The sequence below is a fragment of the Acidobacteriota bacterium genome (genome assembly GCA_038040445.1).
Taxonomy (GTDB): Bacteria; Acidobacteriota; Blastocatellia; order UBA7656; family UBA7656; genus Onstottus_A; species Onstottus_A frigus.
Genome location: JBBPIG010000026.1, coordinates 37,262 through 52,656, shown reverse-complemented (window position 1 = coordinate 52,656; position 15,395 = coordinate 37,262). Strand labels below are relative to the sequence as shown.

General features: G+C 57.4%; 15 protein-coding genes and 1 tRNA gene. 11 read left to right on the top strand and 5 right to left on the bottom strand.

What is annotated here, in order from left to right:
- Window positions 1-159: 159 nt before the first annotated feature.
- From sucD to AABO57_23240, 4 genes are all read left to right on the top strand, one after another.
- The gene (gene sucD, locus AABO57_23255) at window positions 160-1,053 is read left to right on the top strand and encodes a succinate--CoA ligase subunit alpha (protein ID MEK6288646.1); all 894 of its coding nucleotides are present in this window, start codon (window positions 160-162) and stop codon (window positions 1,051-1,053) included.
- Between the two features lie 61 nt (window positions 1,054-1,114).
- On the top strand, window positions 1,115-1,381 hold the full coding sequence (locus AABO57_23250) for a hypothetical protein (protein ID MEK6288645.1): 267 nt from the start codon (window positions 1,115-1,117) through the stop codon (window positions 1,379-1,381).
- Window positions 1,382-1,541: 160 nt separating this feature from the next.
- Window positions 1,542-2,258 (top strand): NCS2 family permease, encoded by a 717-nt coding sequence (locus tag AABO57_23245; GenBank protein ID MEK6288644.1) that lies wholly within the window; start codon window positions 1,542-1,544, stop codon window positions 2,256-2,258.
- A 33-nt stretch (window positions 2,259-2,291) separates the two neighbouring features.
- Window positions 2,292-2,366: transfer RNA gene (locus tag AABO57_23240), tRNA-Gly, on the top strand.
- A gap of 85 nt (window positions 2,367-2,451) precedes the next feature.
- Here the strand turns inward: AABO57_23240 and AABO57_23235 are convergent.
- Entirely contained in the window at window positions 2,452-2,598 is a 147-nt protein-coding gene (locus tag AABO57_23235; GenBank protein ID MEK6288643.1) for a hypothetical protein, read from the bottom strand.
- A gap of 55 nt (window positions 2,599-2,653) precedes the next feature.
- Entirely contained in the window at window positions 2,654-3,391 is a 738-nt protein-coding gene (locus tag AABO57_23230) for an SIMPL domain-containing protein (protein ID MEK6288642.1), read from the bottom strand.
- 291 nt (window positions 3,392-3,682) lie between these two features.
- On the opposite strand from AABO57_23230, the gene AABO57_23225 reads away from it, so the two are divergent.
- The gene (locus tag AABO57_23225; GenBank protein MEK6288641.1) at window positions 3,683-5,191 is read left to right on the top strand and encodes an ATP-binding protein; all 1,509 of its coding nucleotides are present in this window, start codon (window positions 3,683-3,685) and stop codon (window positions 5,189-5,191) included.
- Between the two features lie 85 nt (window positions 5,192-5,276).
- A complete protein-coding gene (locus AABO57_23220) occupies window positions 5,277-6,608 on the top strand; it encodes a sigma-54 dependent transcriptional regulator (protein MEK6288640.1) in 1,332 nt (443 codons plus the stop codon).
- Window positions 6,609-7,192: 584 nt separating this feature from the next.
- Here the strand turns inward: AABO57_23220 and AABO57_23215 are convergent.
- On the bottom strand, window positions 7,193-7,801 hold the full coding sequence (locus AABO57_23215; GenBank protein MEK6288639.1) for a molybdenum cofactor guanylyltransferase: 609 nt from the start codon (window positions 7,799-7,801) through the stop codon (window positions 7,193-7,195).
- Between the two features lie 160 nt (window positions 7,802-7,961).
- On the opposite strand from AABO57_23215, the gene pyrE reads away from it, so the two are divergent.
- Window positions 7,962-8,537 (top strand): orotate phosphoribosyltransferase, encoded by a 576-nt coding sequence (gene pyrE, locus AABO57_23210; GenBank protein MEK6288638.1) that lies wholly within the window; start codon window positions 7,962-7,964, stop codon window positions 8,535-8,537.
- Between the two features lie 24 nt (window positions 8,538-8,561).
- Here pyrE and AABO57_23205 read toward each other — a convergent pair whose 3' ends face one another.
- The gene (locus AABO57_23205; GenBank protein ID MEK6288637.1) at window positions 8,562-9,785 is read right to left on the bottom strand and encodes an aspartate kinase; all 1,224 of its coding nucleotides are present in this window, start codon (window positions 9,783-9,785) and stop codon (window positions 8,562-8,564) included.
- Window positions 9,786-9,987: 202 nt separating this feature from the next.
- Complete coding sequence (locus AABO57_23200) at window positions 9,988-11,253, bottom strand: homoserine dehydrogenase (protein MEK6288636.1); 1,266 nt, start codon at window positions 11,251-11,253, stop codon at window positions 9,988-9,990.
- Between the two features lie 306 nt (window positions 11,254-11,559).
- On the opposite strand from AABO57_23200, the gene AABO57_23195 reads away from it, so the two are divergent.
- The 4 genes from AABO57_23195 to AABO57_23180 all read left to right on the top strand — a co-directional run bounded on the left by AABO57_23195 (window position 11,560) and on the right by AABO57_23180 (window position 15,183).
- Entirely contained in the window at window positions 11,560-12,117 is a 558-nt protein-coding gene (locus AABO57_23195; protein ID MEK6288635.1) for a cob(I)yrinic acid a,c-diamide adenosyltransferase, read from the top strand.
- 77 nt (window positions 12,118-12,194) lie between these two features.
- Entirely contained in the window at window positions 12,195-13,073 is an 879-nt protein-coding gene (gene accD / locus AABO57_23190; GenBank protein MEK6288634.1) for an acetyl-CoA carboxylase, carboxyltransferase subunit beta, read from the top strand.
- Between the two features lie 164 nt (window positions 13,074-13,237).
- Window positions 13,238-14,557 carry a folylpolyglutamate synthase/dihydrofolate synthase family protein gene (locus AABO57_23185; GenBank protein ID MEK6288633.1) on the top strand — a complete coding sequence of 440 codons (1,320 nt, stop codon included), beginning with the start codon at window positions 13,238-13,240 and terminating at the stop codon, window positions 14,555-14,557.
- A 161-nt stretch (window positions 14,558-14,718) separates the two neighbouring features.
- Entirely contained in the window at window positions 14,719-15,183 is a 465-nt protein-coding gene (locus AABO57_23180; protein ID MEK6288632.1) for an NUDIX hydrolase, read from the top strand.
- Window positions 15,184-15,395: the final 212 nt, after the last annotated feature.

The window sequence follows — 15,395 nt, the reverse complement described above, 5'->3', positions numbered from 1 at the left end:
GTCGGGCATTCCGTCGGGCATTCCGTCGGGCATTCCGTCGGGCATTCCGTCGGGCATTCCGTCGGGCTTCAACTCGGCACCTCTCACCGCTTCATGGTATATTCTCGTCCTTTGAGGTTCATCGGGATCCATGCGAAAGCTAAACCGCAGGAGATTGACTTGAGCATACTTGTTGACCGAAACACGCGCGTTGTGGTCCAGGGTATTACCGGGAAAGAAGGGTCCTTTCATACCGGCCAGATGATCGCCTACGGCACAAGAGTCGTCGCGGGCGTGACACCAGGCAAAGGCGGAACGGAACACGAGGGCGTTCCGATCTTCGACACGGTTGCGGAAGCCGTCAAAGAGGCCGGCGCTAATGCAAGCGTGATATATGTTCCTCCGCCTTTTGCGGCGGACGCTATTATGGAAGCAGCGGACGCGGGGCTGGCACTCGCCGTTTGCATAACCGAAGGCATACCTGCTCTGGACATGGTTCGCGCTTTCCATTATTTGCGTGATCGCACGACGCGGCTGTTAGGCCCAAATTGCCCAGGGATAATTTCACCTGGGCGCTGCAAGATCGGAATCATGCCCGCCCACATTCATGCCGAGGGTCGAGTCGGAGTTGTCTCGCGAAGTGGAACGCTTACCTATGAAGCGGTACATCAACTGACGAATCTCGGTCTTGGCCAATCGACAGCGATTGGGATAGGCGGCGACCCGGTCATCGGCACGAATTTTGTCGACGCTCTCAAGCTCTTTCAAGATGACACCGAGACCGATGCCGTTGTGATGATCGGAGAGATAGGCGGCACGGCTGAAGAGCAGGCCGCCGAGTTCGTGCGCGATCACATGACCAAGCCGGTGGTCGGATTCATCGCCGGCCAGACGGCGCCGCCCGGTCGCCGGATGGGACACGCGGGCGCGATCATAGCAGGCGGGAAGGGAACTGCCGCGGAAAAAATGACTGCGATGGAAGCTGCGGGAATTCACGTCGTGAGGAGTCCCGCTGACATCGGTGCTCGCGTCGCTGAAGTGCTGGGAGGAATTGTTCTCTTCAGCCGGGAGTAGAATCAACTGTCAAGACGCCGGAGTCTCGGCTTGTTCAGCTTGGATGGCATGTAGAGTAAAAGTGAAGAAGACGGCAAGAATAGTCTGCGCCAATGACAACGAGTTCTGGACTACGCAAAAGCAGTTCTGGCAATGGGTGCGAGAAGGGTTGGTGGACGTAACCGGTCAGAACCCGCTCACGGGCCGCTTCGCCGGCAAGCGCGAGAAGCTTTTAGTCATGGTCCGCCACGTCATCCTCGATAAGAGCAGTCCGCACCACAAGCAAGAAGTCCTCGATACTTACGCCAAGCTCAAGCCGCACGTCACCAAGCGGCGCACTGACGAATGAACCGGCGGAGCCAGAGTGCGGAATACCCATACGGCCCAAGAAGAGCCCGCACGGTCATAAGAATTAAGCCCCAGATTATGATTTTACATTAGCTCTCTGTCGATGCTGAACGAATACTTTAAGCTCGAAGAAAACGGTACTACCCTTCGCACCGAGGCGCTTGCTGGAGTCACGACCTTCGCGACGATGTTCCTACATCATCTTTGTTCAGCCCGTCGTGCTTGGCGCGGCGGGAATGGACTCCGGTGCGGTCTTCACATCGACTTGTCTGATTACGGCGTTCGCGACCGTGCTGATGGCGTTTCTAGCCAACTACCCCGTTGCCGTCGCCCCTGCGATGGGGCACAACTTCTTTTTTGCATATGTCGTCGTGTTGACGATGAAGGTTCCGTGGCGAACGGCGCTCGGTGCAGTGCTGGTTTCCGGGATTGTCTTTGTTGCGACTGCTTCGTTTGGGCTAAGGGAGCTGATCGTCGCAGCGGTCCCCGCGTCTCTCAAGTCCGCAATCGCGGTTGGAATAGGTTTGTTGATAACTCTGATTGGTATGGAGTGGGCGGGGCTTGTGCGCCTTGATCCGAACACGTTTGTCACGCTTGGCCATCTCGGCAGCAAGCCTGCGCTGGTTGCCTTAGTCGGCCTGGCGGCGACCGTAGTTTTGATGGCCCGAAAAGGCAGATGCGGTTGGGACCGTGGGTTCGGCTTGGCGGGGAACACATTTCGGGTTTATCTCATATGCGCTTTTGAAGCTTGTCACCGTACGCGCCCGGGAGGCTCACTGGTTGATCTATGTGTTCGCGTTCCTTTTTGTCGCGCGCTATGCGGTGCCGGGGCTGCCTTGAATACGGCTTCATTGACAATGATCGTGAGCGCGCTCTAACATAGCGCTGGTCAACTGAGACTTGCGATTTGAGCGGGTGTAACTCAATGGTAGAGTGTCAGCTTCCCAAGCTGAAAGTTGCGGGTTCGAGCCCCGTCACCCGCTCCATTCCTTAACGTGAATCATCAAAGGTCGTCGCCGCGACTCTTGATGGGGAATGTCAGCGTCGCGAGCTGGTTCCTCAAGTGATGCCCTAGCCCTTGCTCGCATCCAAGCTCACGACTGTCACGCTGCCAATGACTTCAGCGTTGTGGACAACGCCGGCGTGGATCTCAAGCATGTCACCCGGGCCAAGCACGAACTCGTGGCCTTCAGCTTCGATTCGAAACCGTCCGGACACAACCGCGTCCTTCTTATCATTTAGAGATTACTTTAAGTTTGGCTAGGCCGTTGGCCTACGGAGCAACCTCTACGGTAAGCGTGACGGTCGCGCGAACATCGATCGAGCCGGACTCAATCGGAGTAGGAGCGGCTTGAGCTCGCATAGCTCCAAGCTCGGCTGCATACTCCATCATCGGGCGTGTCGTCGGGCCCCCTTCTTCGACGCGGAGGATGCGCTGAATCTTCAGCCCCAGCGCTGAAGCGATTGCCTGGGCCTTAGACCTTGCTTTGGTCGAAGCCTCCTGCAATGCCTGGGTTCGCGCGGCCTGCTCGTCCTTCAGAGTGAAGCGAAGCGATTGAATGTTGTTCGCCCCCGACCCGGTCGCAAGATCAATCACCTTTCCCACCTGCTCGAGATTCGCGGTCTTAACCTGAACGATATTCGAAGCGGTGTAGCCACTAATCGTCGGCTGCCCTCCCTCCTTCGGATAGCGATAGTTTGGGCTGAGCGAGTAGCTGATAGTCTTGATCTCAGCGCTCGATCCGAGCACCTTCCTGAGCTCGGAAATAACTGTGTCCTGCTTCTGAGCATTTTGAGCGGCGGCCGCCTGCGCGGTTTGCGACTGGGTAACGACGCCTATGCTTATCTCGGCTTGATCGGGTTTGACCGTGACAGTCGCGTCGCCGGTCACGCGGATCGTAGGGTGAATAGTTTTGTCAGCCGGCTCCTGCCCAAGCGCCGCACTGCCGCAGAGACTCAGGATCAAGCCAACGATCGCGAATCTAATGGAACTCCGGGTCGTGTAAGTCATGTAGTCCTCCTCGCAGGCCTCTCGCAATCTGGGGCGCTAGAATCTGTCGAATACCGAAACGCCCACTCCCGCTTCTAGTAGTCATTCTATTATCGAGCGATGGACGCAGCAAGGCATCCGCAGCGCCGCGAGTCTCAGTCGAAGACTGGGAACGACATTCCGGCCTCGGTGATAGAGCAGCATCGCCCGCGTCATAGCACTCAAAGGTTTGTGCTATTATGCAACGAGCGATGCTTCGCCGGCGCAACATCGGATTGCTCAAGCAGCATCAAAACCGCAAAGGTTCAAGTCATGTCTGACAGGGTAAAGTTTTTCATGAGCTTCCGCGTGCGGCTGATGTTGCTGCTTACTTCGTTTCTGTTGCTCACAATAGTCCTCGTGCTGGCGCTCGACAAGTGGGCGCAGAAGCGGGCTGCCGAGGAAGTGGCTCAGCAAAGCGAGCAAGTCAAGGACGCGGTTAACAAGGGCTTCAGCGATTTTGCCAAAGCAATTGGCATGGCGATTAAGAACCTGAATTCAGAACGATATCTTTACAAGCAAATTCAGGCTGGAGAGGTTGAGCTCCCAGAAACGGTGCAGCACATAATCGTTGCCGATGAACACGGCGCCGTCAGCGATACGACCCTCGAAGAGAAGATAGGCGGGTCAATACCAGTTCCCGATACTGAAGTGATTCAAGAAAACCCAGGAGACCCCGTCGAGGGCCAAGTCGAGATTCAGGGCAGTTCGTTCAAGACCTATGACATACCCTTCACCTCTTCAAAGGGACTGTACTGGATAGTGATCGTCACGAAGCAACAAGCAATCATAAACCAAATCGATAATGCTTCGCGGACGCTGGCGGACAGAAGCCGGGAACTGTCTAACGTCAGGCTGTTGGTTACTACTGGGCTTCTGATGCTCGCGCTGGCGATCGCGGTAATAATCGGCTGGAGCTTTACGAGGCCGATTCAAAAACTTGCGAGCGCCGCGCAGCGCGTTGCTGCCGGTGATCTGGATTTTCAGGTCGATATCAGGCGACGCGACGAGGTAGGACAGCTTGCAAGCACGTTCAATGAGATGATCGCGGGGTTGAAGTCAAAGCGCGAGCTCGAGGAGAAGTTGAACAACGCCGAGCGCCAGGCGGCAATCGGAAGACTCACCCAGGCTGTCGCGCACGAGATTCGCAATCCGCTCAACGTGATAAATCTGTCGATTGACCACGTCGCAACGAAGTACGCTCCCGAGGATGAGAAACGGCGAGAACAACTCACGCGCATACTCGCTTCGATCCGAGACGAGGTAGCGCGGCTCAAGCGTCTCGTCAGCGACCTGCTCAATTACGGGCGTCCCGCGCGTTTGGCAGTCGAGACGGTCGACATCCGCAAACTAGTCGATGAAACGATTACGCTCGTTCGCCCGCAAGCTGAAGAACAGGGCGTTGAACTAACGCTTGAAGGAGATCCATCGCCCGTTGAGGTGCGAGGCGACCGCGAGCGATTGAAGTCGTGCTTCTCGAACATCGCGATTAACGCACTTCAGGCAATGCCTGCTGGTGGGTGTCTCCGCGCGCACGTTGCCAAGGTGGACGGGACAGTTGAAGTAACGGTGAGCGATACCGGGGTTGGCATCAGCGAGGAAGCTTTGAGTAAAATCTTCGAGCCCTACTTCTCCACCAAGCAGGCGGGCTTTGGCCTGGGGCTGGCAGTGACCAGGACCGTAGTTGAGGAGCATCACGGCACGATCGAGGTACGAAGCGAGGCGCATCGGGGGGCCACTTTCATCGTCAAGCTCCCAGCCAAAGCGTCAGTTGAAGGTTGAGACTTCAGTGTCTGGATTAGGTTTAAGAAGTGGCCTGGTGGGTGGATCGAATCCGACCGGCTAGGAACCCACGAGAGGCTTAGATATGGCAAGAAACAAAGTGCTGGTTGTAGACGACGAGAGGAACCAGCGCGAAATATATACGTTAATTCTCGAAGACGATGGCTACCGGGTGACAGCCGCTCAAAGCGGCGAGCAAGCCCTGCGGTTCGCACGCGAAAACCAATTCGATCTGGTGCTCACCGATTACAAGATGACCGGAATGGATGGGCTGATGCTTTTGAACGAGTTGCTCAAGCTGGACCCGTCCATCATCGTGGTCATGATGACGGCGCACGGCTCAGTCGACTCGGTAAAGGAAGCCCTCCGCGGCGGCGCGTTCGACTACCTCGAGAAGCCGATTGACCGTGATCAGTTGCTCAAGGTGGTTCAAAACGCACTCGGCCGCTTGAACCGAATCGACGACGAGATCATCGGTCAGTCAGAAGAGATGGAACGCGTTAAGAAGATGATCCTGAAGGTGGCGGCTTCCTCCTCAACGGTGATGATCCGCGGCGATTCTGGGGTCGGAAAGGAGCGCGTCGCTCGCGCTATTCACAAGGCCAGCCCACGAGCAAACGAGGTGTTTCAAGCCGTGAACTGCGCGGCGATCAATGAGAATCTTATCGAGTCCGAGTTGTTCGGTCATGAAAAGGGTTCGTTCACCGGCGCGCACACGCAGAAAAAAGGCCAGTTCGAAACTGCCGACCAGGGTACTCTGTTCCTTGATGAAATCGGCGACCTCAACATAAGCATGCAGGCCAAGATTCTCCGCGCGCTTCAGGAGAGAGAGATCATGCGAGTGGGCGGGACGAGGCCAATCAAGGTCGACGTGCGGGTCATCGCAGCTACCAACCGGGACCTCGAGGCGATGGTAAAAGACGGACGTTTCCGTGAAGACCTCTACTATCGCTTGAACATCATCCCGATTGTGATCCCTCCGCTGCGCAATCGCCGCGACGACATTCCGCCGCTGGTAGACTTCTTTATCGCCAAGCATGCTGCCGGCGCCCACCGTGCAATCCTAGGGCTGACTGCGGGCGCGCGCAATTTGATAATGAGCTACTCGTGGCCGGGCAACGTGCGCCAGCTCGAGTCCGCTATCGAGCGCGCAATACTGTTATGCGAAGGAAACGAGATCGAGGTGGAAGACCTGCCGGTCGAGATCCGTCAAGAAGGAACATCAGCAGCAGCCTTCAACTTCAAGCTGCCGCCTGAAGGGATCTCCTTCGACGAAGTGGAACGGTCGCTCATTACTCAAGCGATGGAGCAGACCAACTGGAACATCACACGCGCAGCCAAGCTGCTCGGACTTTCGTTTCGCACGCTTCAGTACCGGCTTGAAAAGTTTGGAATTAAGAAGGCCTCTAAGGAATGACGGCAGCGGCATCTGGTCGCTGCATCTTCGCGCAGTACCGTACCCGGTGAACGGAACGATCGGCAGCTCGGCAATTGATCGTCAGCGGGAACCTTGCTATTTGACCAGCGAGAATTTCCTTCCGCGGCCTTGCCCCACAGCAATGCGTTCTTGACTGCCTGATGACGTTGATGAATCTTCAGCAGCGCGGGAAAGCGTCACAGCTTGCGTTCTAGCTGAGGCGAGTGAATGATTGAGGCGCTCGGCTGCAAAGTCGTCTTGGATCTCATGCGCTGGACGCTCGGCTCCACACTCGTAGCAGACTTGAACTAATCGCTTATCCGCCGACCGGTGCGGGGTGCACCAGTAGTGCCTTCTGCTCAACCTGCAAAAAAATGACATCCCTGATTCCTCTACGCTAATCTAAGCTCGAGTTGGAGTGACTCTCGGCGACCTGATGATGCCTTCAACCAAAGCTTGATGCTGACAGCACTCACACCCTCTTGTAGTCCGTGAGGCTCGTGAGGGGTCGAAGCGGTCGCAAGTATAAGCAACTGTTCAAGGTAATTGCAAGGGTTTTCTTAAGGCTCACGTCGAGGCTCACTTCAAGAGTCCGTGGGCCTGCGCGGCGGGAGGCTCGCACTAATCCGTGCGTAGTCTTCAGGTGTGTTGACGTTCTCGAAGAATAGCGGCGAGCCTGCGAGATGCCTCAGTTCCTCAAACGCTACAAGCCGTGTCGGGATTTGATCGAAAAGAAGACTGATCTTTTTCTTGTCTCGCGCGATAAGGCCTGTTACGGCGGGTAGTGCCTCCGAACTGTAGATTGCGCAAAGGGGTTCGAGTTTTCCATCAGCACCAACCGGTACTATCGCTTGTTGACTTCCTGGAATACTCAACAAGAACTTAAACAGCTCGGCCGTAACAAACGGAAGATCGCAACCGGCCAAGACAATCCGTGATGTGTCCGCGCTTGCCAGCGCCGTGCGTATCGCTTCGAGCGGACCGATGCCAGCCTGGCTGTCGGCGAAGACTGGAAAGCCGAGCCGGGCGTACTCAGGGCTGTTGGCAATAATCGCAACGCGCGTTGTGACCGGCTCGAGCGCGGCGATCACGTGCTCGATCAAAGGTCGTCCGCCGAGCTCAAGCCAGGCTTTGTCCTTGCCCATGCGCGAACTTCGGCCGCCAGCGGTGATGAATCCCATCGCCTCGATCATCTTGGTCACGGAGTATAACAGCGCAAATAGATTTCGGAGCCTCCGAACGACCGCTCAAAAGACTTCTTCCGACAAAAGAACGTTTGCTCAAAAAGCTTTGTTTGGTACTGTTACTGGCGAAGCAAGTCGGTGAGCTCCAGATCTACCCGACGGTAGCGATATGATCGACACAGCACGGCATCTACTCGAAATCTTTCAACAAACCGGCGCGTTGTTGGAGGGCCACTTTCAACTTACGTCCGGTTTGCACAGCTCACGCTATTTGCAATGTGCGCTCGTTCTTCAATACCCTGAGCACGCAGAGTTCGTCGGCCGCGAGCTTGCCGCGAAGTTTTGCGACGACCGGGTGGACGCGGTTGTCGCTCCGGCCATCGGCGGGATAGTCGTCGCTCATGAGACCGCCCGGGCGATTGGAGCGCGGGCGCTTTTCACGGAACGCGAGGCAGGCGTGATGACTCTTCGACGCGGCTTCCGATTGAGTCGAGGTGAGCGCGTCCTCGTAGTCGAGGACGTCGTCACCACGGGAGGCTCGACTCGCGAGACCATCGAAGCGGTGATCAATGCGGACGGCGTCGTCCTCGGCGCCGGCTCGATGGTAGATCGAAGCGGCGGCGGCGTCGATGTCGGTGTGAGGCGCCAGTCGCTGCTGACACTCGACGTGGCTTCCTACGATCCGTCTGAATGTCCACTGTGCAAGGAAAAAGTTCCCTTAACGAAACCGGGGAGCAGGACATAGATTTCAGTCGCTGGTACTGTTAAGTCAGGTCGATTGCTGTTCATCAAGGTGAAAGAGGTCGTGAACCAGATTAACAGCGCGTTCGGCCTCTTTGTCGCTAACAACACAACTTATCCTAATCTCCGATGTCGAGATCATCTTGATGTTGATTCCCGCTCGGCCGAGCGCTGAGAACATTCGAGCTGCAATGTCCGGTTGGTCCATCAGCCCGGCTCCGACGATGCTCACCTTCGCCACGCCTTCATCCGCAAGCACGCCCTCTGCTCCTGTTCGTGACGCCGCCTCTTCGAGCGCCTGCCGCGCTACGCCAAGGTCGCTGCGTTTGACCGTGAAGGTGATGTCGTTGACCAAGCGGTCTTCGTGAAACGCCTGGATGATCATATCCACGCTCACGCGATGCTCGGCCAGCGAGCCGAAGATTTCACCGGCGACGCCCGGGCGATCGGGCACCTTCAAAATCGCCAGCCTCGCCTGGTCCCGATCGACCGTCACACCGCTCACTGGCCGGTAGATTTCCATCTCGTCAGCTCCTTTGAGAATCGTTCCCTGGTGGCCGGGGTCGAAAGTATTTCTCACCCTAACCGGAATCCTGTGTTTTCGCGCGAGCTCGACCGCGCGAGGGTGAAGCACCTGCGCGCCGACCCTGGCCATCTCGAGCATCTCCTCGTATGAGATCTCTTTCAACAGTCGCGCCGACGGCACGAGGTTGGGATCAGCGGTGTACACTCCACTCACGTCGGTGAAGATGTCGCACGCCGACGCGCCGAGCGCGGCCGCAAGCGCAACCGCAGTCGTGTCCGAGCCACCGCGGCCCAGCGTTGTCGTATCGCCTTCAGTAGTTGTGCCCTGAAACCCCGCTGCAACGACGATGAACCCGTCAGCCAAATGACGGCGGAGCCGGTCAGTGTTGATGTCCACGATTCTTGCGGCTGTGTGGATGCTTTCGGTAGTTATGCCAAGCTGCGCTCCCGTCAGCGACACAGCTCGTGCATTCAAATCATTGAGAGCCATAGCAACAAGCGCAGCAGATATCTGCTCACCCGTCGCAAGCAGCGCATCAAGCTCACGGCGAATGGGCGAGTTGCTCGCCTGTTGCGCGAGCTTAACCAAATAGTCGGTCGTATCGCCCATTGCCGAAACAACGGCGACGACTGAGTCGCTAGCGGCCGCGCCCGCGATGATGCCGGCAACGTTCTTAATGCGCGCGACAGACTTGACGGATGTTCCACCGAACTTTTGAACAATCATAAAAACCGAAAAACGGTTCCGGGTTCAGGGTTCAGAGTCCCGGGTTTCTGGTTTCTCGTTTCGGCTTCAGGTCCGGGTGAGTTTCGCGCTTGGGCTATTGGTAATACAGAGCCCTGAAATCTAAACCAGAAACGAGGACCAGAAACCGGAAACCAGAAACCAAAAACGCTGAACCCTGAACCCCGAACCCTGAACCCTCGGTTCATTCGAACACTCTCAGCACAACTCCCACTTGCCTGGTCGACGCCTGCGCTTCGATCTCCTTGATTGCTCGAGCGACGTTGCGCTCACTCGCCCGATGCGTGAGCAAGATGATTGTGGCCGGTCCCGACTGCGGGACCCCGCGTTGCAGCAAGCTGTGCAGACTCACTTGATGCCCTCCAAGTGCATGTCCGATGTTCCCGATCACCCCGGGCGTGTCCTCTGTTTCCAGCCGAATGTAGAACGCGCTCTCGCTGTCTTCGATTGAGCACAGCGGGAACTCTTCAGAATCGATCGACGGCTGAAAATACGGCGCGAAGTCCGGGAGTCTCAATGCGCTTGCCAGATTGATCAAGTCTCCGACAATGGCGCTCGCCGTCGGCATCTGCCCCGCGCCCGGGCCGACCAGCATCACTTCGCCCACCGCACTCCCGCTGATGAAGATGGCGTTGTTTGCGCCTTCCACCGCCGCGAGGAGATGATGAATCGGCACCAGCATCGGATGCGCACGCACGTCGAGACAACCGTTGCCGCGCCGCGCCAGCCCGATCATCTTGATTCGATATCCGAATTCGCTGGCCATCGCGATATCGAGATCGGTTATTCGCGTGATGCCCTGGCGATGAACCTGGCTCGCGTCCACGAACCGGCCAAATGCGAGTGAAGCAAGGATGGTAATCTTGTAGGCTACGTCGAATCCCTCGACGTCGTTGGTCGGATCGGCCTCGGCGAATCCGAGTTGCTGCGCGCCGGCGAGCGCTTCATCAAAGCTTTGGCCGCGCGCTTCCATCGCCGTGAGAATGTAGTTGGTCGTGCCATTCAATATCCCCGCCACGCTGGATATCTCGTTCGCTTGCAGCCCGCGTTGTATGGTAGAGATCAGCGGGATTCCGCCGCCGACTGCCGCTTCGAACAGCACGGTTACGTTGTTGCGATGAGCGAGATTGAAGATCTCCGAGCCGTGCCTGGCGATCATTTCTTTGTTGGCGGTGACTATGTGTTTGCCGTTGTCGATGGCGCGCTTGATCGACTCGTAGATGTGGTCGAGGCCGCCGGCTACTTCGACGACTATTTCCACCTCAGGGTCGTTGACTACATCGTTCGGCTGGTCGGTCACTCGTATCGACGACAGATCTACGTCGCGCGGCTTCAGTTTGTCGCGCACGGCAACCCACTTGACTCTGAAGCGAGGGTCGCTCGAGAGCAGCTTGACGACACCGGTGCCGACCGTGCCCAATCCGAGTATGCCTATCGTTATCCGGGCCATCAGTTCTCGCTCCGCGGATATGCGAGAGTAGCCGACATCCGCGAGCCCACGCAACTTCTTGAGGTTTCGAGTTCAGGGTTCAGGGTTTCTGGTACGCTTAGATTTCAGGTTTCCGTACTTACCAATAACCCAAGCGCGAAGCTGGCGCCGAACCTGAACCGGAATCTAGAAACCCTGAACCCTGAACTCGGAACCCTGAACCCTGAACCCGGAACCCAGAACCCTGAACCCTGAACCCGAAACCCGCAACTTTGACTTCGCCACACCGCGCGCCTAGAATGAGTTCTCACTTCAACCGGAACACCAATGCGAATCAGCAGGGTCTACACGAGGACAGGCGACCAGGGGCAGACCTCTCTTGTGGGAGGCGAGCGCGTGAGCAAGGCCAGCTTGCGAGTCGACGCTTACGGAGATGTCGACGAGTTGAATTGTGTGATTGGCATGGTGCGCGCTCATATTGCAGACAAAGAGATGGACGAGGTGCTTGGCCTGATTCAGAACGATCTGTTCACGCTTGGCGCGGATCTGGCGAGCCCCGCGGAGATTGATGTCCCGCGCATTGGTGAATCCTTCATCAAGAACCTCGAGGAATTGGCCGACCGGTTTCTTGCGGAACTCGAGCCGCTCAAGGAATTTATTCTCCCGGGAGGCTCCGAAGCGGGCGCCGCTCTGCACCTCGCGCGCACGGTCGCCAGACGTGCTGAGCGCCGTGCCGTCGCCTTATCTGAAACCCAGCAGTTGAACTCTGAGACTATTGTGTATCTAAATCGTCTTTCTGATCTCTTGTTCATCCTTGCAAGAGTGGTCAATCATCGCGCGGGTGTTCCGGAGAAGATGACCGATTTCAGCAAGAGGAGCAAATAAGGTTCAGGGTTCAGAGTTCAGAGTTCCGGGTTAACCCTAAACCCCGAACCCCTGAACCCCGAACCCGAAACCTGCTGATGACCTGGTTCAAGAAAAAAGACAGGCCCAGGCGGCCCGACGAGAAGGAGGAACGAACCGTCCGAACAGAAGGACTGTTCGTGAAGTGCCAGGGCTGTGAGGAAATGCTCCTCAAGCGCGAAGTCGAAGAGAACCTCAGCGTCTGCCCGAGGTGCGGTCATCACCGCAGAATCAGCGCCGTCGAGCGATTGAAGCTGACTCTGGACGACGCCGAGTGGATCGAGATTGACGCGGGGCTGTCCTCGACCGACCCGCTAAACTTCATCGACACGAAGAGCTATCGCACACGGCTTCGTGGGATGCAGGCGGGCACCGGGCTACTGGACGCCCTTATCACTGCTCAGGGCACGGTCGGCGGGCGCCCGGCGATCGTCTGCGCAATGGAGCTGTCGTTCATAGGTGGATCGATGGGCACAGTCGTCGGCGAAAAGATCACGCGGGCGATTGAGCTTGCGATCGAGACCCGATCGGCGCTGGTAGTGTTCTCGGCCTCGGGCGGCGCTCGCATGCAGGAGGGCGCGATCTCGCTGATGCAGATGGCGAAGATCTCTGCGGCGCTCGCGCGGCTGGACGAAGCCCGCGTCCCGTTTATCTCGGTGCTGACCGATCCGACGACTGGCGGAGTCACCGCGAGCTTCGCGATGCTGGGCGACCTCAACATCGCTGAGCCGGGAGCGCAGATCGGTTTCGCCGGGCCGCGAGTGATCGAGCAGACGATAAAACAAAAGCTACCCGAAGGGTTTCAACGCGCCGAGTTCTTGCTGGAACACGGGATGCTCGATGCGGTTGTTGAAAGAAAAGATTTGAGGGATTTCATCCTGCACTCGCTCGACTTCATGAGTCAAAACGGAAAGCCTTTGGCGCGCGACAAGAGCTAGATGATCCGCAGCCGTACGGAATCAGACACACTCATATTCACCGCGGAGGCGCGGAGAACAGAGGCCGCGCAGAGATAAGTGAGGATTCTCTGCGTGAGTTCTGCGTTCTCCGCGCCTCTGCGGTAAATTAAGTCTCAACGATCTCGGTAACCTGGGAGATTGAGATGGATTTCGCGACATCAATCAGGTACCTATACTCGCTCGGGCACGAGGTGCTTGCAGCGAAGTTCCGGCTCGAGAGCATAAGTCTCCTGCTGGAGAGACTCGGGCATCCCGAGCGCTCGTTTAAGTCGGTCATCGTCGCGGGGACCAACGGTAAAGGATCAGTCGCCGCGATGATTGACTCGATAGCCCGCGCTGCCAGTCATCGCTGCGCGTTGTTCACATCGCCTCATTTGATCCGCATTCAGGAGCGCATGCGCTATTGCGGTCGCGAGATTTCGCAGACCGATTTCGCGAGGCTTGCTTCGGCCGTTCGCGCAGTGAGCGAGGTCCTGGTCGCTGAAGGTCAACTGGCGGCCCACCCTACTTTCTTCGAGCAGGTCACCGCTATAGCACTCTGCTACTTTCAACAGTTCGGAGCAGAGCTGGCGATTCTGGAGATAGGCCTGGGAGGGCGGCTCGACGCGACAAACGCGGTCGATAGAATCGTCTCAGTGGTAACCTCGATCGATCTCGATCATCAGAACATACTCGGCAACACGATCGAGGAGATCGCCCCGGAGAAAGCTGCGATCATCGTACCAGGAGTTCGGGCGGTGATAGGCCGCCAGCAACACCAGGCGGCCGGCGAAGTGTTGATGCGCCGCTGCCTCGAGACCGGCGTGCTTCCGGTGTTTGCAAACCAGCCGGCCGCGATCAAACCAAATGAGTTCGGACGGGTGACCTTCGACTATGAGTCATCTCACACGAACTACACTCGAATCACGCTGGGCTTAAGAGGGCGGCATCAGGCTGATAACGCCGCTGCGGCGATCGAGGCGGCAGAGCTGCTGAATGAATCGGGCTTTCCGATAACGCGCGAGGCGATAATCAACGGGCTGCGTGAAGTAAGCTGGCCCGGGCGGCTGGAGTTAATCGACGATCGACCGGCAGTCCTGCTGGATGGAGCACACAACCCGGCGGGCGCCCGCGCGCTGCGGGCCTACCTCGATGAGTTCGCGACCGGTCCGATCACCCTTGTGTTCGGAGCGATGAGCGACAAAGACATCGGACGGATGGCGGCCGAGCTTTTCGATGCCGCCCGAACCATCGTGCTTACACGAGTCAGAGACAGCCGCGCGGCTGACAACGCTCGACTGGGTGAAGCCGCGCTCAAGGCATCGCGGAACGTGATCTTCGCGGAGACCGTCAGGCAGGCGCTGTCGTGGGCGCGCAGCGTGACGCCGCCCGATGGGTTGGTGTGCGTGGCAGGTTCGCTCCATCTTGTTGGTGAAGTGAAGAGGCTGATGGAGGAAGCTGATTCGCAAAGCGCGGTGATGTGAAGAGTGATGCGTGATTCGTGACCGGATGAGTCTGATTAACGTGCACTTCGACTGTCGGTCCGGTCACGCATCACGGTTTCCTAACACATATGTCGCACGAATTGATAAAACGTGAGTACGTTCATCGCGGGAAGATTCTCGATCTCTCGCTGAGTCGCTTCATGTCTGAAGCGAAGGGAGAGGTAGAGATTGAAATCGTCCACCACAACGGGGGCGCGGGAACCCTGCCTGTCTTTGAGGATGGCAGCGTGGCGTTGGTGAAGCAGTGGCGTTATCCGCTCGGGCGCTACTCGCTGGAGATCGCAGCGGGTCGCATCGAGCCGGGTCATACGCCTGAAGAAACGGCGGCAAGAGAGCTCGAGGAGGAGTTGGGTTATCGAGCAACCGAGCTTCGCAAGATCGGTGAGTTCAATGTAGCGCCGGGTTACTGCGAAGAACGGCTGTTTGTTTACCTCGCGACGGGTCTTGAAGCTTCAGAGCAGCATCTCGACGATGACGAAGAGATTGAGATTGTGCGTATGCCCTTTGCGGAAGCATTGGCGCGCGTGCAGTCCGGCGAGATAGATGACGCAAAGTCGATCGTGGCGATACTGCTTGCCGCGCCGTTTGTTCGGTCAAAGAAGTGAAATGCGCCAGGACCAAGAACCACGGCAGGATCACAGGTTGGGAAGGGTGGTTTACCCCCGCTCCGGCTGTGAGGTTGGCCCAAAACAGCGGGGGTAAACCACCCTTCCCGACCTGTGATCCTGACCTGCACTCTAGTACAAATTAATCTGTCGCCAATGTGTTACGGCCGGAGAAAGACCAATGTGGTACGGCAGAAAGACCAACTGAGAAT